The sequence below is a fragment of the Prochlorococcus marinus CUG1438 genome, assembly GCA_017644325.1.
Taxonomy (GTDB): Bacteria; Cyanobacteriota; Cyanobacteriia; order PCC-6307; family Cyanobiaceae; genus Prochlorococcus_A; species Prochlorococcus_A marinus_AA.
This window is the reverse complement of sequence record JAEPLS010000002.1, coordinates 335,484-355,793: the sequence shown is the minus strand read 5'-3', so window position 1 is coordinate 355,793 and position 20,310 is coordinate 335,484. Positions and strand designations below refer to the sequence as shown.

Annotated in this window: 20 protein-coding genes; 15 read left to right on the top strand and 5 right to left on the bottom strand. The window is 32.3% G+C overall.

Annotation, left to right across the window (positions count from 1 at the left end; translation table 11 throughout):
• Positions 1-71: 71 nt before the first annotated feature.
• Positions 72-1,712, bottom strand: coding sequence for a 2-isopropylmalate synthase (locus JJ847_08015; GenBank protein MBO6960831.1), 1,641 nt, complete (start codon positions 1,710-1,712; stop codon positions 72-74).
• A 225-nt stretch (positions 1,713-1,937) separates the two neighbouring features.
• Between JJ847_08015 and JJ847_08010 the strand changes: the two genes are divergently transcribed.
• On the top strand, positions 1,938-3,521 hold the full coding sequence (locus JJ847_08010) for a DUF1957 domain-containing protein (GenBank protein ID MBO6960830.1): 1,584 nt from the start codon (positions 1,938-1,940) through the stop codon (positions 3,519-3,521).
• Positions 3,522-3,526: 5 nt separating this feature from the next.
• Here JJ847_08010 and JJ847_08005 read toward each other — a convergent pair whose 3' ends face one another.
• Entirely contained in the window at positions 3,527-4,738 is a 1,212-nt protein-coding gene (locus JJ847_08005) for a lycopene cyclase family protein (protein MBO6960829.1), read from the bottom strand.
• 24 nt (positions 4,739-4,762) lie between these two features.
• The gene (gene gyrA / locus JJ847_08000; GenBank protein ID MBO6960828.1) at positions 4,763-7,360 is read right to left on the bottom strand and encodes a DNA gyrase subunit A; all 2,598 of its coding nucleotides are present in this window, start codon (positions 7,358-7,360) and stop codon (positions 4,763-4,765) included.
• 179 nt (positions 7,361-7,539) lie between these two features.
• Here gyrA and JJ847_07995 point away from each other — a divergent pair, with 179 nt between their 5' ends.
• The 4 genes from JJ847_07995 to rsmD all read left to right on the top strand — a co-directional run bounded on the left by JJ847_07995 (position 7,540) and on the right by rsmD (position 10,499).
• Positions 7,540-8,703: a GuaB3 family IMP dehydrogenase-related protein gene (locus tag JJ847_07995; GenBank protein MBO6960827.1), complete on the top strand. Its 1,164-nt coding sequence runs from the start codon at positions 7,540-7,542 to the stop codon at positions 8,701-8,703.
• 229 nt (positions 8,704-8,932) lie between these two features.
• The gene (gene trxA / locus JJ847_07990) at positions 8,933-9,256 is read left to right on the top strand and encodes a thioredoxin (GenBank protein ID MBO6960826.1); all 324 of its coding nucleotides are present in this window, start codon (positions 8,933-8,935) and stop codon (positions 9,254-9,256) included.
• Between the two features lie 11 nt (positions 9,257-9,267).
• Positions 9,268-9,885: an imidazole glycerol phosphate synthase subunit HisH gene (gene hisH, locus JJ847_07985; protein ID MBO6960825.1), complete on the top strand. Its 618-nt coding sequence runs from the start codon at positions 9,268-9,270 to the stop codon at positions 9,883-9,885.
• Between the two features lie 14 nt (positions 9,886-9,899).
• Positions 9,900-10,499 carry a 16S rRNA (guanine(966)-N(2))-methyltransferase RsmD gene (gene rsmD / locus JJ847_07980; GenBank protein ID MBO6960824.1) on the top strand — a complete coding sequence of 200 codons (600 nt, stop codon included), beginning with the start codon at positions 9,900-9,902 and terminating at the stop codon, positions 10,497-10,499.
• On the opposite strand, the gene petG is transcribed toward rsmD, so the two are convergent.
• Positions 10,476-10,595 (bottom strand): cytochrome b6-f complex subunit PetG, encoded by a 120-nt coding sequence (gene petG, locus JJ847_07975; GenBank protein MBO6960823.1) that lies wholly within the window; start codon positions 10,593-10,595, stop codon positions 10,476-10,478. The two genes, rsmD and petG, sit on opposite strands and share 24 nt — an antisense overlap.
• A 53-nt stretch (positions 10,596-10,648) precedes the next feature.
• Here petG and JJ847_07970 point away from each other — a divergent pair, with 53 nt between their 5' ends.
• The 10 genes from JJ847_07970 (at position 10,649) to JJ847_07925 (ending at position 18,762) form a co-directional block, all read left to right on the top strand.
• Positions 10,649-11,035 (top strand): cytochrome c, encoded by a 387-nt coding sequence (locus JJ847_07970; GenBank protein MBO6960822.1) that lies wholly within the window; start codon positions 10,649-10,651, stop codon positions 11,033-11,035.
• Positions 11,032-11,781, top strand: coding sequence for a TrmJ/YjtD family RNA methyltransferase (locus JJ847_07965; GenBank protein MBO6960821.1), 750 nt, complete (start codon positions 11,032-11,034; stop codon positions 11,779-11,781). The genes JJ847_07970 and JJ847_07965 overlap by 4 nt, the downstream gene beginning before the upstream one ends.
• Before the next feature lie 120 nt (positions 11,782-11,901).
• Positions 11,902-12,990: a magnesium chelatase ATPase subunit I gene (gene bchI / locus JJ847_07960; protein MBO6960820.1), complete on the top strand. Its 1,089-nt coding sequence runs from the start codon at positions 11,902-11,904 to the stop codon at positions 12,988-12,990.
• Positions 12,991-12,995: 5 nt separating this feature from the next.
• A complete protein-coding gene (ruvC, locus tag JJ847_07955) occupies positions 12,996-13,469 on the top strand; it encodes a crossover junction endodeoxyribonuclease RuvC (GenBank protein MBO6960819.1) in 474 nt (157 codons plus the stop codon).
• 7 nt (positions 13,470-13,476) lie between these two features.
• A complete protein-coding gene (locus JJ847_07950) occupies positions 13,477-14,034 on the top strand; it encodes a 5-formyltetrahydrofolate cyclo-ligase (protein ID MBO6960818.1) in 558 nt (185 codons plus the stop codon).
• 37 nt (positions 14,035-14,071) lie between these two features.
• On the top strand, positions 14,072-14,491 hold the full coding sequence (locus JJ847_07945) for a SufE family protein (protein MBO6960817.1): 420 nt from the start codon (positions 14,072-14,074) through the stop codon (positions 14,489-14,491).
• Positions 14,492-14,536: 45 nt separating this feature from the next.
• Positions 14,537-15,838, top strand: coding sequence for a homoserine dehydrogenase (locus JJ847_07940; GenBank protein ID MBO6960816.1), 1,302 nt, complete (start codon positions 14,537-14,539; stop codon positions 15,836-15,838).
• A 70-nt stretch (positions 15,839-15,908) separates the two neighbouring features.
• Positions 15,909-16,163 carry a hypothetical protein gene (locus JJ847_07935; GenBank protein ID MBO6960815.1) on the top strand — a complete coding sequence of 85 codons (255 nt, stop codon included), beginning with the start codon at positions 15,909-15,911 and terminating at the stop codon, positions 16,161-16,163.
• Positions 16,164-16,175: 12 nt separating this feature from the next.
• Positions 16,176-17,747: an ABC transporter substrate-binding protein gene (locus JJ847_07930; protein MBO6960814.1), complete on the top strand. Its 1,572-nt coding sequence runs from the start codon at positions 16,176-16,178 to the stop codon at positions 17,745-17,747.
• Positions 17,740-18,762, top strand: a complete 1,023-nt coding sequence (locus JJ847_07925) for an ABC transporter permease (GenBank protein ID MBO6960813.1) — start codon at positions 17,740-17,742, stop codon at positions 18,760-18,762. Before JJ847_07930 ends, JJ847_07925 begins: the two co-directional genes overlap by 8 nt.
• On the opposite strand, the gene JJ847_07920 is transcribed toward JJ847_07925, so the two are convergent.
• The gene (locus tag JJ847_07920) at positions 18,735-20,309 is read right to left on the bottom strand and encodes an alpha/beta hydrolase (GenBank protein ID MBO6960812.1); all 1,575 of its coding nucleotides are present in this window, start codon (positions 20,307-20,309) and stop codon (positions 18,735-18,737) included. The genes JJ847_07925 and JJ847_07920 overlap by 28 nt on opposite strands.
• Position 20,310 lies beyond the last annotated feature (1 nt).

Here is a 20,310-nt window from a genome sequence, read left to right as displayed (position 1 = left end):
TTTAACTATTCAATTAATCTACAGTATTAAGAGGTTATTTTAAATGATACTTAATATTCTCAAGAAATAATTTAATTTGCATGATTAGATAGAAATGCTTTATTAGAATTTTCTAAATTATCAAATTGTGGGTGAATTGAATTTTTTTTCTCAGAAAAGACAAGCCTATTTAAAGCATTAACGTAAGCATTCGCAGCAGCAACTACAACATCAGTATCAGCAGAATGACCAGAATATATTTTATTATCCCTCCTAATTCTTATTGTCACTTCGCCCAAGGCATCAATTCCTTCTGTTACCGACTTAACAGAAAATTCAATTAATTCATTAGGAACTTTAGCTAATTTATTTAAAGCCTCGCATACAGCATCAACGGGTCCAGTTCCTATTGATACAGCAGTATCTTCAGTATTATCTTCCGTGTTTAGGAGTGAAATGGTTGCAGTAGGTTTAGATGCATTACCGCAACTTACTTGTACAAGACTTAATTGAAATTTAGCTTCTGGGAGCTGTACTTGTTCACTAACAATTGCTTCTAAGTCTCTATCAGTAATTTCCCTTTTCCTGTCAGCTAAATCCTTAAAACGAGTAAATGCATCATTTAAATCTTCTCGGCTCAAGTCATATCCCATCTCTTCTAATCTTGCTCTTACTGCACTTCTTCCACTAAGTTTTCCTAAAGATATTTTGTTGTCAATCAAACCAACAGTTTTTGCATCAATAATTTCGTAAGTTAGTCTATTTTTTAAAACCCCATCTTGATGAATGCCTGACTCATGTGCAAAAGCATTAGCCCCCACAATTGCTTTATTAGGTTGTACCGTCATTCCGGTTAGGTTTGAAACAAGTCTTGAGGTTTTTGTTATTTCTTCTGTTCTTATCGCCGTAAGAGGAGTTGGCGAGTCAGGATTTCTTTTGAAAAAATTATTAAAAAAACTTTTCCTAACATGGAGTGCCATTACTAATTCTTCTAGCGAAGCATTCCCGGCTCTTTCCCCAATTCCATTTATAGTACATTCTAGTTGTCTTGCTCCGTTCTTTACTGCCTCTAGAAAATTGGCTACTGCTAAACCTAAATCATTGTGACCATGAACCGAGATTACTGCTTCATCAATATTTGGAACATTTTTATTTATATCGGCAATTAATTTGCCAAATTCACTAGGAGTTGTAAATCCAACAGTATCAGGAATATTTATTGTTGTCGCTCCTGCAGAGATTGCTAGTTGAATCACTTCGTATAAAAAATCAGGTTCACTCCTGGAGGCATCTTCACAAGAGAACTCAATATCATCTACGAATGATTTTGCATAATTAACCATATCTGGAACTATTTGAAGAACATCTTTTCTAGATTTTTTAAGTTTATGTTTTAGATGAATATCACTTGTAGCAATAAAAGTATGTATTCTTTTCTTGGGCGCTGGACTTATTGCTTCATAACATGCTTTTATATCTCCTTTAGATGCTCTAGATAAGCCGCATATTGTAGGACCATTTTCTTTCCCTACGGCATTGGCAATTTTGTTAACAGCTTTAAAATCACCCTGACTTGCGAAAGGGAATCCAGCTTCAATAACATCAACTCCTAATCTTGCTAGTTGATGGGCGATAGCAAGTTTTTCTTCAAGATTTAAACTGGCACCTGGAGATTGCTCTCCATCTCGAAGAGTTGTATCAAAGATCAAAATTCTTCCAGGATCTTTTGACATTAGAAGGAATAACTTAAACTTATATTAAGCTAATTAAAAAAATTTGACTAGATTTTGTTTAATTAAAATTTGCTATAAATTTATAACTTAACAATATTGGTTAAAATTCTGAAAAAAAAAATGAAATACTTAAATTATTAAAGTATTCTTTTAGGATTAAAGCTTCCTTTTTAAAAAGGTTAATTTTGATTTTTTATAGTATTACAGGCATAAATTATAAAAAGTATGAATGGGCAATACCACAAAAAAAATGTTTTAGGTCAGTTAGCGATAGTTTTACATGCTCATCTTCCTTATGTAAAAAAAAATGAAAAAAACTCTTTAGAAGAGGATTGGTTATTTCAGGCGATTTTGGAATGTTACATACCACTACTTCAATCAATAGAATCTTCCAAAAAAGAAGATCCTGAAAATACAAAACTTACTATTAGTTTGTCTCCAACATTATTATCGCTTCTAAATAATAAACAAATTAAAGATACTTTCCCAAGCTGGATTGAAACAAGGAAAGATTTTTTAAAGGAACTGCCATTAGAAGAAAAAAATGCCTCTGCATTTTTAATGAAAAATCTGAATGATAAATACTTATATTGGCAAAATTGTTCTGGAAATTTAATTGATAAGTTTAAGGTTTTAAATAACTCTGGAAATTTGGATATTCTTACTTGTGCAGCTACTCACGGATATTTGCCAATTCTAAGGGAGAATCCTGAAACTGTTAAAGGACAAATTAATACAGCAATTAGGAGTCATGAAAATATTTTTGGAACAAAGCCTTTAGGTATTTGGTTACCTGAATGTGCATATTATGAAAATTTAGATGAGATACTATTTAATTCCGGAATTAGATATACAATATTAGACGGTCATGGGATTCTAAATTCCACACCAAGGCCAAGATATGGTGTATATGCTCCAATATGCTCGAAAAAAGGAGTTGCATTCTTTGGGAGAGATAGTGAGGCAACCTTGCCCGTCTGGTCTGCCAAGGATGGATTCCCTGGCGACAAAGCTTATCGGGAATTTCATAAAGATTTGGGTTGGGAATTGCCTATCTTTAAGCTCCAAAAGAGAGGCATCTTAACAAAAAGACCTTTAGGGTTAAAGTTTCATAAGATTACAGATGAAAACGTACCGTTAGGGGAAAAGAAGTTTTACTTAGAAAATGAGGCCAAAATGAAAGCTGGAAAGGATGCTGATGCTTATCTTCTGGCGAGATCCAAACAATTTGAAAAATTAACCTTATCCTCTTCCTTTAATCCTTTATTGGTAGCTCCATTTGATGCAGAGTTATTTGGTCATTGGTGGTATGAGGGACCTGTTTTTATAGAAAATATTTTAAAGAAATCTAGTAAATATTCAATTAAGCTTACAAATTTAAAAGAATTCTTAATGCAAAAGCCAAATCTTCAGATTTGTGATCCATCTCCATCAAGTTGGGGACAAGGTGGATACCACAATTATTGGATTAATGATGCAAACGCATGGGTCGTTCCAGAAATTACAAAAGCAGGCTCAACTTTCGTTGATTTATCCTTAAAAAAATCTAATAATGATTTATCTTTAAGACTCCTAAAGCAAGCAGCAAGAGAACTACTTCTCTCTGAATCCTCTGATTGGAGTTTTATTCTAAGAGCAGGAACGACAACTGAGCTTGCAAAAGAGAGGATAGAAAAACACTTATTCAGGTTCTGGCAATTGGTTGAAATGATTAAAAATCATTCCATTATTAATTTAAAACTACTTGAAGATATTGAGGAAGAAGATAAAGTTTTTCCCGAAATTAATATTGATGATTGGACAGAATAAAAATACTAATTTAATTTAAGCATTCCTAGTTTTACTTTTAGAGGTGAATTTATAAACATCTTACTCATCACATAAATTAGTTTTGGAAGTGGAAGTGTATTAGTAAGAAAACCCACCCATTCATTGGTCGATAATCTAAAGAAATTTGAAAAAAAGCTTCTTAATCTACTTTCGTCAAAACTCATTAATCTTCTAAGACCATATTGGTAAAGTTTATGTCTTTGTGTTAACTCGTAAGGCCATAGGATATCCCAGCCTTTTGTAGCTAGTTCTAGAGAAGTTAGATGAGGTTCTTTTAAAAAGATTGCTAATTTTTCTGCGAGGAGTGGAGCCCTTCTTAATAAAGATCCGATCATATATCCTGATGCAGGATGAACCATACTTGCAGCCCCTCCGAAACCAAGTACAAATTGTTTTTTAAATGGGAGGGGTAAATTCATTGGGAAAAGGCAATTCTCTTCATGAAAAATTTCACTTACCTTAATACCCTTACTATTTAGTCTTTTAAAAAGTCTTTTTTTTAGATTTTCTTGAGATAATGCAGGATAACTTGCTAATGAGGTTTCTTCAACAAAAAAAGTTTCATTTCCTAAATCCATTGCATAAAGAAAGGAAGGGGAGGATAACTTTTCTTCATCGTTTAAATGATTGGGACGAAAATCCATTAAAACAAATTCTTCCTTATTAACAGGTGGCGACGAAAATTTACCAACAATTCCATAAGCAGCTTGTTGAGCGATTTCATTTTGAAATGGTCTTTTTATAAAATTGCTTTTATGACCACTTGCGTCGATAACTAATCTTGCCTTTATTCTAAGACCTGAAAAACAGATTACCTCAGATAGTTTGTTTTTTTCTTTAATGTCTTTTGCTGTTTCATTCAACCATTCAATACCTTTACAGTTTTTTAAAAGTTCATTTTGAAAGGCTTCTTGATTTATTAAACCATAATCATAATTATGTTTTGTTGGATTATCTCCCTCTTGGTTTTCGCCATCCCCAAAAAAACTAACAGTTTTACACCAGCGATGAGATAATAAAGACTCTAATCCTAGCTCCTCTAGTTCAGATGCCCATATGCCATATGTATTCTCCCATTTTTCATTTGGAGATTTAGTAGATATTCCCTTTATATTCAAATTCTGCTTGGCTAATTCTGAAGCTAAACATAATGCTGCAGGACCGGAGCCTAAAATTAAAATATCAAGTATTTCCATATTATTTAATTAACCGTTTATCTTTCAATTCTCTTCGGCTGGGTTAAGTTGGTCTGTTTCCTCTATTTGTTCACGAGGAACTAATACCACTTCCGATAAATGATCACCTTCGTCTAATCTCTGTAATTTCACTCCAGTAGCCGCTCTGGATTGCTGAGAGATTTTATCTGCATTTGTTCTTACTATCACACCTTTTTCGGTCACAAGAAGTAATTCTTCGCCCTCGCCAAAAACCTTTAAACAAACCAGTACATCATCTTTAATTCTGAACTTTATTGCTCTCAAACCCATTCCTGCTCTTTTTTGTAATCTAAACTGAGTTACAGGTACTCTCTTACCTAATCCAAATGCACTTGCTATTAATACCCAAGGACCGTCTGATGAGTTCTCCTCAACATTGTCATCAATTTCTTCAGTGAGGTTTTCAATTTTAGCCAATTTATCAACTAAATTAGATGGTAAAACATCCATGGAAACTAGGCTGTCTCCTTCTCTCAAGTTCATTGATTTAACACCTCTTGCGGTCCTGCCTAAAGGCCTTAATTCATTAATATCTAGTCTGAAATGAATCGCCATTCCTGTTTTTGATCCAATTAAAACACTATCACCCTCTTTTGATAACCTTACCCAAGTTAGGGCATCTCCATCCTCAAGATTAATTGCAATTAAACCATTTGAACGGATCTTCGAAAAAGCAGAAAGTGCCGTCCTTTTTATATAGCCAGCTTTAGTTAGCATTAGTAAGTAACGATCATCAACAAAAGAATCAACAGCAACTAGTGAAGTTATTTTTTCTTCTCTTGGGATTGGGAGAAGTTGAACTGATGGAGTACCTTTCGCTGTTCTGCTACTCATAGGAACTCTATATGCTGGGAGGGCATAAGCTACACCTCTATCGCTGAAAAGTAAAAGAGTATCGTGATCATTACAGCTTATAAATAATTTTACATCATCATTCTCCTGGGTCTTTGTGCCAGCTTTACCTCTTGATCCGCGACTAGTAGATTCAAATTCATTTACAGGCATTCTTTTTAAATAACCTGCTTCAGTTAATAAAACTACTGATCTATCATTGGCTATAAGATCAATATCGTCTAGACCACCACCTAAATCTAGGATTTCTGTTTTTCTTGGAGAAGAGAATCTTTCATCTATTTTATTAAGCTCTTCAAGAATAATTTCAAGAATTCTTTCTTTACTATTCAATATCTGTTGATATTGGTTGATTTTCTGGGTTAATTCATCATGTTCCCCTCTTATTTTGTCAGCCTCTAGGGCTGTTAATCTTCTTAACTGCATTTGCAAAATTGCTTCTGCTTGCGTCGAAGATAACTCATGATCAGTTTGTAATTTTTCTCGAGCTGTAATTGTATCTTTCGCCGATCTTATTAGATTTATAATTTCATCCATAGCACTTAAGGCTAATAAAAGGCCTTTTACAATGTGATCTCTTTCTTCTGCCTTTTTTAATAAAAAACCAGTTCTTCGCCTTATTGTTTCTACTCTAAAATCTAAAAATACATCTAACATTTTTCGAAGTGAGAGCGTTGTAGGTTCTCCATTCACTAAGGCTAGAATATTCGCACTAAAATTATTTTGTAGAGGTGTTAACTTAAATAAATTATTTAAAACTACTTGTGGATAGGCATCCCTTTTAAGTTCGATAACAATTCTCATTCCATCCCTATCACTTTCGTCTCTAATATCAGAAATGCCCTCTAATTTTTTCTCATTAACCAAGTCTGCAATTCTCTCTATCAAGCCCGCTTTATTAGTTTGAAAAGGTAGTTCTGTAATTATTACCGCATCTTTCTCTGCCCTGCCTGTAGATTTAATTTGCTCAATATTTGCTACACCTCTCATAGTTATAGAACCTCTTCCTGTTTTAAAGGTTTCTCTGACACCATCTCTTCCTAAGATTTGTCCACCAGTAGGGAAATCAGGGCCTTTAATTAGTTCAAAAAGCTCTCTATCTTCAAGCGAAGGGTTTTTAATTATTGATCTTAGACCATTGATTAATTCACCTAAGTTATGAGGAGGAATATTAGTCGCCATTCCTACTGCTATTCCTGATGATCCATTTAAAAGTAGTTGTGGGATTCTCGCAGGTAGCACTGTAGGTTCTTGCTGAGAACCGTCAAAGTTATCAGCGAAATCTACAGTTTCAGATTCAATATCTTCTAGTAAACTCTCATCTGTAAGAGACTGTAGACGAGATTCTGTATATCTCATTGCTGCGGGAGGGTCGTTATCTACAGAACCAAAGTTTCCATGACCATCTATAAGTGGCATCCTCATAGAAAAATCCTGAGCCATCCGAACCAAAGCATCATAGACAGCAGTGTCACCATGGGGGTGGTATTTACCAAGTACTTCTCCAACAACCCTTGCACATTTTCTATATGGCCTACCGCTAGTCAAACCTAGTTCATACATTGCATAAAGTATTCTTCTATGTACCGGCTTTAATCCATCTCTTGCATCTGGGAGGGCGCGCCCAACTATGACACTCATTGCATACTCTAGGTATGAGCGCGACATCTCATTTCTTAAGTCGGTTTGAATAATTCGATCATTATCTTCGCTTAATCCAGAATTTCCTGAATCAACAATATCAGACATATAAAAATCCTTTTTTTAATAATAATCGCTGATCGTCATAATGAATAAAAAAAAAGGTAATTTTAATTGCCAAATACTCACATTTACACACAAATTAAAAAAAAAACTATTGTTTTTGAATAAACCTTGGCTTATTACCCCTTTAGTTGTTAACTTAATCAAAATAAAAGAAAAATTTCGTGAATATTGAACTTGGTTTAAACAAAAGAGTCAAAAGGGCCTATGGAATTGATGAAATAGCTTTAGTCCCTGGCAAGAGAACACTGGATTATGATTTGACAGATCCTTCCTGGTTAATAGGTGATTTAAAGAGAGAGGTTCCTATTGTAGCGAGTGCAATGGACAGCGTTGTTGACGTAGATACGGCTGTAGAACTTGCAAAATTAGGTGCCCTAGGGGTCATTAATATGGAGGGAATTCAAACACGATATGAAAATCCTGATGAAATATTAAATAGAATTGCATCAGTTGGGAAGAATGATTTTGTTCCGTTAATGCAGAAGATATACAGTGAACCTATCAAGAAAGAATTGATTTCAAAGAGAATAAATGAGGTCAAAGAAAAAGGGGGTATAGCTGCTTTTAGTGGAACTCCTCAAGCGGCTATTAAATTTCAAGAAACACTTAATAATTCTAAATTAGATTTATTTTTCCTTCAAGGCACAGTAGTTTCAACTGAGCATATTGGTATGGAAGGAAAGGCAACCTTAAACATTCAAGATCTATGCAAATCTATGAAAGTCCCTGTCGTGGCTGGTAATTGTGTTACTTACGAAGTTGCTAAGCTTCTTATGGAAGCTGGAGTTTCAGGATTAATGGTTGGTATCGGCCCTGGTGCTGCATGTACCTCAAGAGGGGTCCTAGGAATTGGAATTCCTCAAGCAACCGCAATTGCTGATTGTAGTTCAGCAAGAGACGATTTCTTTAAAGAAAGTGGTCGTTATATCCCCATCATTGGAGATGGAGGAATTGTGACGGGCGGAGATATCTGTAAATGTTTAGCGTGTGGAGCTGATGCTGTAATGATTGGCTCACCTATAGCTAAATCCTCAAATGCTCCAGGTAAGGGGTTTCACTGGGGTATGGCCACACCAAGTCCTATTTTGCCGAGAGGAACAAGAATTGAAGTTGGGTCTACGGGATCTTTAGAAAGGATAATTAAAGGACCTGCATTGCTTGATGACGGGACACATAATTTGCTTGGAGCTATACGAACATCAATGAGCACTCTTGGGGCTAAAAATATCAAAGAGATGCAAGAGGTAGAAATAGTTATTGCGCCATCTCTTCTTACAGAGGGTAAGGTTTATCAAAAAGCTCAGCAACTTGGAATGGGTAAATAGATTACTTAAAGCAAAATGTTAAATCTTGGTAAATTAAGCTTTAAACTGAACAAATTTCGCATTTAGAGTTATTATTAAATGATGGGGGCAACCCCATACTCCTCACACACTAAATCGCCCGATTAATCGGGCTTTTTTAGATATTTTGTTACTTATATTATTTTATCTGTAATGAAACCATCACTAAAAAGAATTGCCTGCTAAATTTTCTAAAAGGAATACTTAAATTATGTCATCAGCTCCAGCCGTAACTGATTCTTCATTTGACAAAGATGTACTACAAAGTGATTTACCAGTATTGGTAGATTTTTGGGCACCATGGTGCGGTCCATGTAGGATGGTTGCACCAGTTGTAGAAGAAATTTCAAAAGACTTTGAAGGGAAAATTAAAGTTTTCAAATTAAATACTGATGAGAATCCAAATGTTGCAAGTCAATACGGAATTAGAAGTATTCCAACGTTAATGATATTCAAAGGTGGTCAAAAGGTTGATACCGTTGTGGGAGCTGTACCAAAAGCAACTCTGTCAAGCACTCTAACTAAGCATTTATAAAATAAACAGCTTTGCATAAAATAGGACTTATAGATTATGGAATGGGTAATATTCATTCCGTAACAAAATCTCTAGAAAGTCTAGGAGAAGAAATAATATTAATTAAAAATTTTAAAGAAACAAAAGATTGTAAGGCGATAATACTTCCTGGGGTTGGTGCATTTGATCCTGCGATTATTAATCTTACAAATACGGATTTAATATCTGATTTGAAAAATTGGATTAAAAGTGGGAAGTCTTTTTTGGGGATTTGTTTAGGCCTTCAGCTTCTTTTTGAATCCAGTGACGAAGGTAAAGTTAAAGGACTAGGCATTCTGAAAGGAAAAATAAAAAAAATTCCTAATGTGGTTAACCATAGAATCCCACACATGGGCTGGTGCCAACTTTTGCCTACTAAACCGAATACTTTAGTAGAACTAAAAGAAATAGATAATTGGGTTTATTTTGTACATTCCTATCATGCAATTCCAGATGACTTAAATATTATTGCAGCTCAAGTTGATTATGGTTCTAAAAAATTAACAGCGATTATTGAAATTGATAATTTATTGGCTTGTCAATTTCATCCAGAAAAGTCTGGTAAAACAGGTGAAAAACTTTTGAGAAGATGGCTTAGTAATATTAAATAACTAATAATTACTTGATGAAGACAAACTTAAGATTAATAGGTGGTAAAAAACTCTTTGGTCCAAATAATGTTTATACAAGACCAACAACTTTGAGGGTTAGAGAGGCTATATTTAATATATTGAAGAATAAGGTTGAAAATAGTAACTGGTTAGATTTGTTTAGTGGGACTGGAGCTATATCTTGCGAAGCATATAATCATGGGGCAAAGAAAATTGTTGCAATTGAAAAAAATAAAAACAACTCAAAAATTTGCTTGAAAAATATACTTTCATTGCAGGGCATAGATAAAAGAAAAAATGATATTGATGTTATTTGTAATGATGTTTTGAACTGGACAAAACCAAATTTCGAGAGAAACTTATCTTCTAAAATTATGGATTTAAATAAATTAAAATTTGATTTTGTTTATCTAGACCCTCCATATGATGTTAATTTCTATGAGCTAGTTTTGAATCAGATATTTCAATGTAATTTTTTAAAAAAAGATTCAATAGTTATTTGTGAACATTCTCCAAAATTATTTATTAATAAAAGTACTTTATGGGAAACTGTAGATGTCAGAAATTATGGGCAATCAAGATTAACATTTTTAATCAAGGTCCAACATCCCTGAACCTCTTCTGTATTGATTCCATGCACTTACAAACAATCCAAGAAGAGTTATTGGAACTAACCCTAAAACAATTCCACACAGAAGAGGTTCGATCATTTTTGCCTTTTTTGATATTCTTATACACAATTGTTACATAGAGACTTTTTTTTGTGTCAACATCTTCATCATCTGCAGTAGAAACTGATCATAAAAGAGCATTCTTGAAAAAGTTTTTAATTGTTTTTTTAGTTTCATTTATATGTTTTTTAATAATTTTCTTTAACTATCACGAGAATAATAAATATATTGTTGAAACTCTTGGGCTTAATGGATCTGTTAAGGATGGAGATGCCCTTTTTAAGATGAATTGTGTTGGATGCCATGGAATTACAGCAAGAGGATTAGTGGGCCCAGACCTACACTCGATAACTCATCGTTTGAATGATAAAGAGATAATAAAACAAGTTACTGGAGGCCTAACTCCTCCTATGCCAAGTTTTGAAATTGATCCTGAGAATATGTCTAATTTGTTAGAATATCTTCATAGTCTTGAATGACTATGAAAAGAAATTTTTCGAATTTAAAGGTTATATTAGTTGAACCAAATGGCCCCTTAAATGTTGGGAGTGTTGCAAGATTATGCTCCAACTTTGAAGTCGACGAATTAAGAATTGTTTCTCCAAAATGCGATATATATTCTTTAGAAGCAAAAAAGATGGCCCTTAAAGGTCAGAAATTTCTTGAGCATTGTAATATTTTTGATGATCTTGAAAAAGCAATTTTTGATTGTGATTTAGTTTTAGCATCTTGTGGAAGGATTGATGTAAGTAAAGATTCTTTTTTCGAATCCTCTGAAGATATATTTGATTGGACTTTATCCTTTAAAAAGATAAATAATTTGGCAATTATATTTGGTAGAGAGGATAGAGGTTTAACTAATAATGAATTGCTTCTGGCAAATAAGACTTTTAATATCCCAACTTCTCAGGATAATCCCTCATTAAATATTTCTCATGCAGTTTCAATAGTTTTGTATGAATTAAATAAGGCTTCTATAAAAAATCTTAATAGGGAATTAGAAGTTTTTAATCTTGCATCATCAAAACAAATACAAGATTCATTTAATGAGATAGAGGAAATGCTTTTGGGAGTTGGATATCTTTTAAAACATACCTCCAAAAAAAAAATAAGTAAATTCAAGAATTACATTTTGAGGGCTAATACATCAATGCACGAAATAAATGTTTTAAGAGGAATTGTCCATCAAATAAAATGGTTTTTGAATAATTCCAAAAAAAATTAGAAACTTTTAAATTAAATTAAATTTGATTTCTCTGTCGTTAAATTTGATAAGGATATTTACTAAAAACATTTTCTGAAGTAGCATCTATTGATTATTTGTATATCAAAGAAAACTAAAATTGTGACTTCAACAAAGAAAAGACGGGTTTTCCCTTTTACAGCTGTAATTGGTCAGGAGGAAATGAAATTAGCTCTTTTATTAAATGTTATAGATCCAAGAATTGGAGGAGTGATGATAATGGGTGATAGAGGGACTGGAAAATCAACTACAATTAGAGCCTTAGCTGATTTGTTGCCAGCAATAGACGTCGTTAAAGACGATCCATATAATAGTTCTTTAATTGATCCTGATTTGCAGAGTAAAGAAGTTTTGGAAAAAATTGTTCAAGGAGAAAATATAGAAAGTGTTCAAAAACAAGTGCCTATGGTTGACTTACCATTAGGAGCTACTGAAGATAGGCTTTGTGGAACTATAGATATAGAGAAAGCTTTGAGTGAAGGTGTTAAGGCATTTGAACCAGGTTTATTGGCAAAAGCGAATAGGGGTTTACTATATGTTGATGAAGTGAATTTACTTGATGATCATCTAGTTGACGTACTTTTAGATTCGGCTGCTTCCGGATGGAATACAGTTGAAAGAGAGGGAGTCTCGGTTCGACATCCTGCGAGGTTTGTTCTTATTGGTTCAGGTAATCCAGAAGAAGGAGAATTAAGGCCTCAATTATTAGATAGGTTTGGAATGAGTGTTGAGGTAAAGACAGTTAGAGATGCTGAATTAAGAGTTCAGGTAGTAGATCAAAGGACTTCTTTTGATGATAATCCTGATGAGTTTTCATTGAGTGTTGAGAAACAGCAGGATGAACTTCAACAAAAGGTTATTAAAGCGCAAGAGATATTAAATTCTGTCAAAATGGACGATGACCTTAGATTGAATATTTCTGCAATCTGCGGAGAACTTGATGTTGATGGTTTACGTGGAGATATTGTTACAAATAGATCGGCAAGGGCAATTGCAGCATTTGAGGGTAGAACTGAAGTGCAAGAAGATGACATAGCAAGGGTTATTTCTTGCTCTTTAAGACATAGGCTAAGAAAAGATCCGCTAGAGCAAGTTGATTCAGGTGAAAGAGTTATTCAAGCTTTTTGTAAAGTTTTTGATTTAGATGAAAAAGAAAATCTTTCAAAGTTTCAATTGTCTGCAGAAGCTTAATTAAAGTGAGAATAATTGGAATTGATCCTGGATTAGCAAGAGTTGGTTATGGAATTATCGAAATAGAAAATGAAAAAAAAATATTATTAGATTGTGGAGTTATTGAGACAGGTAAAGATAAAAAAGAGGAAGATAGACTTTATGAGATATTCAACGATCTTAATGAATTAATTAATCATTGGAATCCAAATATAGCTGCGGTAGAAAAATTTTTCTTTTATAGATCAAGTACTACTATCAGCGTTGTTCAGGCTAGAGGTGTGATTATGATGGTCTTAGCCTCAAAAAAAATTCATGTTAGTGAATATGCCCCTGCTCAGATAAAATTAACTATTGCTGGGTCTGGAAAAGCATCAAAAAAGGAAGTTCTTGATTCTGTGATGAATGAATTAGAACTTAAAAAGCCTCCAAAACCTGATGATTCAGCGGATGCATTGGCCATCGCACTCACAAAACTAAATGAAGAAGGCTTTAACTGAAATCAATATGTCTATTTTAAAAAAAAAGAAACTAGAGAGGGACATGTTTAGAAAGCTTAGAGATAAAAGTTCACTTAATCAAATGGGAAATGTAGAAAAGAATGTAAAAATTTATGTTGATTCATTTGTGAAGGAAGATAAAAATATTGGTTATATAGCAATATATTGGCCTCTAAAAAATGAAGTAGATATCAGAAGTCTTAAAGAAATAACTCCTCTAGCTTTGCCTAGATGTAAAAATAAAAAAGAGTTGTTATTTTATCCATGGGATGAAAGTCCTCTTACTAAAGACTCTGAAGGGATACTAAGTCCAAATAACTCATTTTCATTAAGTCACAAGGAGATAAGCATGATACTTGTACCTTGTCTTTCTGTTGATAAAAATTTAATAAGATTAGGTTATGGAGGAGGCTATTTTGATAAATTAAGGAGTGATGAAAATTGGAGGGAGGTCCCATGTATTGGAGTATTGACCTCTGACTGCTTGAGTGAAGCCCCTTTAACGAGAGCTGAATGGGATATTCCTTTGTCAGGCTTTATCACAGAAAAAGAAATGTTTGTATAATTAAAAATCTATAGGTTGTTTATTAATAGTTTTAGAAATGGAAAATCAAGAAAAATATGGTAATTTATCGAATTTAGTCGAAAAGTTGAAGAAATCAGAAGATCCAAAAAGAAAATATGAGTACATTTTGTGGTTGGGCAAAAAATTGAAAAAACCAGAAAATAATATCCTTGTTGAAGAGAATAAGGTTAAGGGATGCGTTTCAGAGGTTTTTGTTAAGGCAACTATTAAAGCTGGTAAATTATTTTGGGAAGGATATTCTGATGCTCTCATAACAAAGGGTTTATTGGCATTTCTTATTAGTGGATTAAATGAACTGACACCAAATGAAGTTGTTGAAATAGATAATAAATTTATAGAAGATACTGGTTTAAAAGCAAGCTTAACCCCTTCACGATCAAATGGTTTTTTAAACATATTATTGAAAATGCAGTCTCAAGCAAATGAATTTTTGTAGGCCTAATAATATAAAATTAAACTCAAAGTTAAAAAGAAATAAAAAATGAGAAAATGTAAAATTGGCATCGTAGGTTTTGGAACTGTAGGTTCAGGTATTTATAAAATATTAAGTTCTGAAGTTGATTCACATCCAATTCTAAAAGAAATAGAAATTGCAAAAATAGCAGTTAAAGATCTTTGTAAAAAAAGGGATATTGAGCTAGATAATAACTTATTAACTGATGATCCATTTGAATTAATTAATGACCCCTCCATCGATGTAATTGTTGAAGTGATGGGAGGAGTTGATTTGGCTAAAACTATTATTATGCGATCATTAAAATCAGGTAAATCTGTTGTTACAGCAAATAAAGCAGTCATTGCCAGACATGGGGAAGAAATATATAAAACTGCTGCTAAAGAAGAAGTTTATATATTGTCAGAGGCAGCAGTCTGCGGAGGGATTCCAATAATTGAACCATTAAAAAGATCATTAAAAAGTAACAGCATTAAAAAAATGGTGGGGATAATAAATGGCACAACGAATTTTATTCTTTCAAAGATGGCAAAAGAAAAAGCTGATTATAAGGAAACATTAAAATTGGCTCAAACCCTTGGTTATGCAGAATTAGATCCAACGGCAGATGTTGAGGGGCATGATGCTACTGATAAGATTTCTATTCTTAGTGAACTCGCATTTGGAGGTAAAATAAAACGAGATGAAATACATTCAGAGGGAATTAGTAGCATTAATCTAAAGGATATCGAATATGCGAATAAATTAGGATTTGAAATAAAGCTTTTGGCTCTTTCCGAAAGGCAAAAAATTAATAGTAATGATTCACTTGCTTTGAATATTTGGGTAGGCCCTTCCTTGATTCCAAAATCTCATCCATTAGCAACAGTTATGGGAGTTAATAATGCATTATTGATAGAGGCTGATCCTCTTGGAGAAATAATGTTGTATGGTCCAGGTGCAGGGAGTGGTCCAACTGCTGCATCAGTAGTATCAGATATATTAAATCTGCATGCAACAACTCTAAAAAATAATAACTCAATCGATCCATTATTATCTTTTGATTTCTGGAGAAACTGTCATATAATAGAATCTTCTAAAATAAATAAAAAAAATTACCTTAGAATTATTTGTTCTGATAGTCCTGGCGTAATTGGAAAGATTGGAGATATTTTTGGAAATAATAATGTATCGATCGAATCAATTGTTCAACTAGATGTAACTGAGGACGAAGCTGAAATTGTTGTTATAACTCATGAGGTGAATAATGGAAATTTTGATAAATCAAAAGATGAAATAAATTCGCTTCATGAAGTCAAAACTATCGCAAGTCAATTAAGTTGCATTTAAAGAAATAGTTTGCAAATTTCTTAATAGCTTGTTAAACCGAAGAAAGTAAGTCTTAGGTTTAAGTAACTTAATGATTAATTCAAAACTATTAGTTAATAAAATTCAAAAAAATAATTTAATTTGTTCTGAAGATCTTTACAAAGGGGCTTGTGTAAAAATTAAAAATAGCAATAAGACTTTTCAAGTAATTGGTTTAAATATTGAAAAAAAAATTTGTTGGGTTAGGGAGTGGCCTTTTGCTTGTGATTTTAAAAAAACATTCGCTTTAGAAATAAATCAAATAACATTACAAGTTTTTTGTTCAAAACAATCAAAGATTAATTAAGTATTTAAATATATGAAAAAAAAAGTTCTTTTATCAATATTTATTATTTTAATTTCTTTTTTACAGAATTCTTGCGGTTCAAAAAGAATATCAAAAAAAATCATAGTAGCAAGTTCTGGAAAGATTGAATCTCTAGATCCAGCTAGAGCTAATACTCTAAAAGCAATTCAATTAATCAGTTCTCTTGGAGATACATTGTATGAATTAGATTCTAACGGAGAATTAACACCTCAATTGGCCTCGGGGATGCCAATCATTTCAAAAGATAGACTTCAAATAACTATTAATTTAAGAAAAAATGTTTTTTTTCACGATGGGACTTCATTTAACTCAAATGCAATAAAGTTTACTTTTAATAGATTCAAAAGAATTGGAACTATGAATTATATTTTAGGAAATAAGATTAAATCAATAGAAACGCCAAGTGAATATTCAGTCATAATAAATTTAAATAAACCATCAAGTTCTTTAAATGGTTTACTTACATCAGTAAATTTAACTCCAATATCTCCTTCATTTTACAAAGAATATTCTGATAAGTTTTTAAATGAGAAATTCGTTGGTACTGGCAAATATGTACTAACCAGTTTTTCTAATGAAGTTCAATCAATTGATCCAAATTTGAATTATTGGGGTGAAAAGCCCTTAAATAATGGCATTAATTTTGTGGGATATTCAAATTCATCTTCTCTTTTTGGTGCTTTAAAAAGTAAGCAAATTGACGTCCTCTTATCAAATTCAATTGATGATAGTCAGAGAAAAAGTTTAAATAATTTAAGTAGGAATAAACAGTTTAAAGAAGGTAATAGCCCTTTCACCGAATTAAGTTTTATAAGCCTTAAAACTAGTTCTTATCCTTTAAGTAATCTTAATTTAAGAATGGCTTTGGCAAAAAGTATCAATAGGAAATTAATTAGTGACAAAGTAAGTTATGGATTAAGGAAACCATCTAGATCGATCATTCCTCCAATATTAAAAAAAGATAATAAAGAAGTGTGGCCTAAATATGATTATTTAGAAGCGAGAAGGTTATTGCAAAAAGAAAATTATTGTAATGGAAACATTTTGAGAATACCCCTTACTTATAGATCGAATGTACCAGCTGATAAACTTATTGCCTTGACGTGGCAGGAAGAAATAAAAAATTCTTTGAAAGATTGTATTGATGTTGTACTAAACGGAGTTGAATCTACAACAGTTTATAAGAATCTAAGTTTAGGGATCTATACTGCAGTCATTCTCGATTGGACTGGAGCTTATTCAGATCCAGAAGCCTATCTCACCCCCCTTTTAAGCTGTAATGAAATAGTTGATGGCATATGTAAACAAGGAGAATCTGTTTACAGTGGTAGTTTTTGGGGATCTGATAAAGTGAAAAGTTTATTTCTTGAGAGTGAAAAAATAAGTGGAATTAAAAGGTTAGAAAAACTTGTTGAAATTGAAAAAATAGCAGCAAATTCAATCCCTTATATTCCTATTTGGATATCCTCTCAAAAAGCATGGTCTCAAAGTAAAATATCAAAACCTATTTTTAATGGTGCAGGAATAATCTCATTGAGTGATCTTAAGTTAATTTATGAGTAGAAACTTTAATAAACTACTAAATTATTCATTACAAAAAATTTCATTAATACCAATAATGTTATGGATAATTTCTTCATTAGTATTTATTTTATTAAGAGTTGCACCAGGCGACCCTGTCGATGCCATACTTGGATCTGGCGCCGATGAGGTTTCAAGGGAATTTCTGAGAAATAAATTGGGTCTAAATGAACCTTTAATAAATCAATATTTTATATATATAAAAAATATATTGCACTTAGATTTTGGCCAATCTCTTAGTACCCAAGAGCCAGTCCTAAATATTATTCTTAAGTCTTTGCCTGCAAGTCTTGAGCTTGGTTTTTTTTCAATATTAAGTGCCATATTAATAGGATTCCCATTGGGATTAATTAGCTTAAGAAAAAGAGGTAAAAAGACTGATTATATTGCGAGAATATTAGGAATTGCCACTTATGCGATCCCACCTTTTTGGGGAGCGATGTTAGCGCAATTATTATTTTCTGTGTTTTTTAATATTTCCCCAATTGGAGGTAGATTTCCAATCTTCCAGGAACAACCTCAAATTACAGGTTTCCTAGTTTTAGATAGTATTCTTTCAAATAATATTATTGCTTTTAAAGATAGCCTTTATCATCTCGCACTTCCTTCCATTACACTTGGCCTTCTTTTGAGTGGTATATTCAGCCGTTCATTAAGAGTAAATTTAGAAAAGACATTAAAAAGTGATTATGTAAATGCAGCTATTTGCAGGGGAATATCTAGGAAAAGAATTTTTTTAAATCATGCTTTACCTAATGCTCTATTGCCAATTGTCACTATTTCTGGTTTGACAATGGCTTCCTTGGCAGGAGGTGCTCTTTTGTTTGAAGTAACTTTTTCATGGCCAGGAATTGCTTTAAGATTACATGAAGCAATTTCTCAGAGAGACTATACCTTGGTTCAAGGCATTGTAATTTTTACTTCTATGCTTATAGTTTCTTTAAATCTCTTTGTAGATATTTTAATTGCCTATTTAGATCCAAGAATAGAGTACTGATTTTTTGAAACTTCTTTTATGGTTTCAAGATCTAAAAGATGGAAATCAAGTCCCATCTCTCTTTGATTTTTAATTAAACTTGGACTCTCTTTAACCTTAATATTTTTTATAAATTTAAGTATATATTTTGAAGATAAATCTTGTACTGAAATTGGATCTGAACCGATAAAAGATTTATCTATTTTGAAGAGATCACTATTTTTTATGTAACTATTTTTTATTCTGATTGGCGAAAAATGGCTCGCCCCTTCAATAATTAGAAACCTATTTGATGGATTATTTAAGGCGGAAAAAACTATAAATTGTTCACTAATTAAAGGCGTAATAAGGTCATATGTACCACCTATAAGTAGAGTTGGTATTTTTATCCCAGAACTATAATCTTTTGGCCATAATAAACTGCCAAAAGAGTTAAAGCCTATTATTGCAGTTGCCTTATTAACGTTATTTTTCTCATAAAGTGGAATTTCACTTAATTGACATTGAAGTAATTTTGATAAATTCGTAACTGCAAAGTCTTTTAATGCTGAATCACATCTTTCTTCAAGTTGATCGATTGGTTTATTGCTCTCATATAAAAGTGCTATTAAAGCTCCAAGTGAATGCCCCATCAAGATATAAGAATCATTTGGTAAACCAAATTTTCCATTTTTATGAGCTTTTAATACAGCATCTAAATCCTTTAATCTATACAAGAAAAAGTCAACACTCCCTGGGATGGCTTCTTTACCCTCTATTACTTCTTTAAATGCTTTTAAATTACTTCCTCTATGATCTATAAATACTATTGGCCATCCTCTTTTAGTTAACTCGTTTCCTATCCATTTGAAATTATTTATTTCGCCTCCAAGACCAGGCATAAAAATTATCAGTTCTTTATCATAATTTTTTTTGTTACTTTTCCATAGTTCAACTTCAAATGGTTCTACTCGGTGAGGAGCATAAACTTTTTTATTTTTCTTAATAAGATCTGAAGTGAAATTATCTTCACTTTTATTAAAGTTGTCTTCATTAACATTCTCAAGATTATTTAATTTCGATATAAGACCTTGTTGCATTGCTAATTCATTTTTCCATGATGAAATTATTAAAATCAAATTATCAATATCTAAATTAATCTCTTTTGAGGGTATTGCCTTTATGATGTCTAAAGTTGAAACTGCTTTTTTTTGATCTAACAAATTTTCTATAGTATTGAAAATTTCTATCCCATTATTGTCATTAGGAACTGAAATGGTTTTACTTAGTTCTGTTAGGATTTTACGCCCTACCCAACTTCTTAATACTTCTCTGTTCAATCCTTCTTCCTTGAAAATTGGAAATTCTAGAAATTTAGATAATTCAAAAACTTTTATTAATCCATTATTTTTTAACCAATCTATTAATTCTGTTGAATCATCTTTGTATTTTTCTAATTTTGATAATTGGTCTATAGTAAGAGGGATTTTCATCTCTTCAAATTTAATATTTATCTTTTCAGCAGCTTTTGAACCATTATTAAGAAATAAACCAAAAAAACCTAAAAAAATTATAAAAATGAATTTCACT

Coding starts and splice junctions, on each gene's coding strand:
- JJ847_07950 (MBO6960818.1), top strand. CDS start 13,477: ATGTCTATTTTAAAAAAAAAGAAACTAGAGAGGGACATGTTTAGAAAG.
- trxA (MBO6960826.1), top strand. CDS start 8,933: ATGTCATCAGCTCCAGCCGTAACTGATTCTTCATTTGACAAAGATGTA.
- petG (MBO6960823.1), bottom strand. CDS start 10,595: ATGATCGAACCTCTTCTGTGTGGAATTGTTTTAGGGTTAGTTCCAATA.
- rsmD (MBO6960824.1), top strand. CDS start 9,900: ATGAAGACAAACTTAAGATTAATAGGTGGTAAAAAACTCTTTGGTCCA.
- JJ847_08005 (MBO6960829.1), bottom strand. CDS start 4,738: ATGGAAATACTTGATATTTTAATTTTAGGCTCCGGTCCTGCAGCATTA.
- JJ847_08015 (MBO6960831.1), bottom strand. CDS start 1,712: ATGTCAAAAGATCCTGGAAGAATTTTGATCTTTGATACAACTCTTCGA.
- JJ847_07940 (MBO6960816.1), top strand. CDS start 14,537: ATGAGAAAATGTAAAATTGGCATCGTAGGTTTTGGAACTGTAGGTTCA.
- JJ847_07935 (MBO6960815.1), top strand. CDS start 15,909: ATGATTAATTCAAAACTATTAGTTAATAAAATTCAAAAAAATAATTTA.
- JJ847_07965 (MBO6960821.1), top strand. CDS start 11,032: ATGACTATGAAAAGAAATTTTTCGAATTTAAAGGTTATATTAGTTGAA.
- JJ847_07930 (MBO6960814.1), top strand. CDS start 16,176: ATGAAAAAAAAAGTTCTTTTATCAATATTTATTATTTTAATTTCTTTT.
- JJ847_07925 (MBO6960813.1), top strand. CDS start 17,740: ATGAGTAGAAACTTTAATAAACTACTAAATTATTCATTACAAAAAATT.
- JJ847_08010 (MBO6960830.1), top strand. CDS start 1,938: ATGAATGGGCAATACCACAAAAAAAATGTTTTAGGTCAGTTAGCGATA.
- JJ847_07945 (MBO6960817.1), top strand. CDS start 14,072: ATGGAAAATCAAGAAAAATATGGTAATTTATCGAATTTAGTCGAAAAG.
- gyrA (MBO6960828.1), bottom strand. CDS start 7,360: ATGTCTGATATTGTTGATTCAGGAAATTCTGGATTAAGCGAAGATAAT.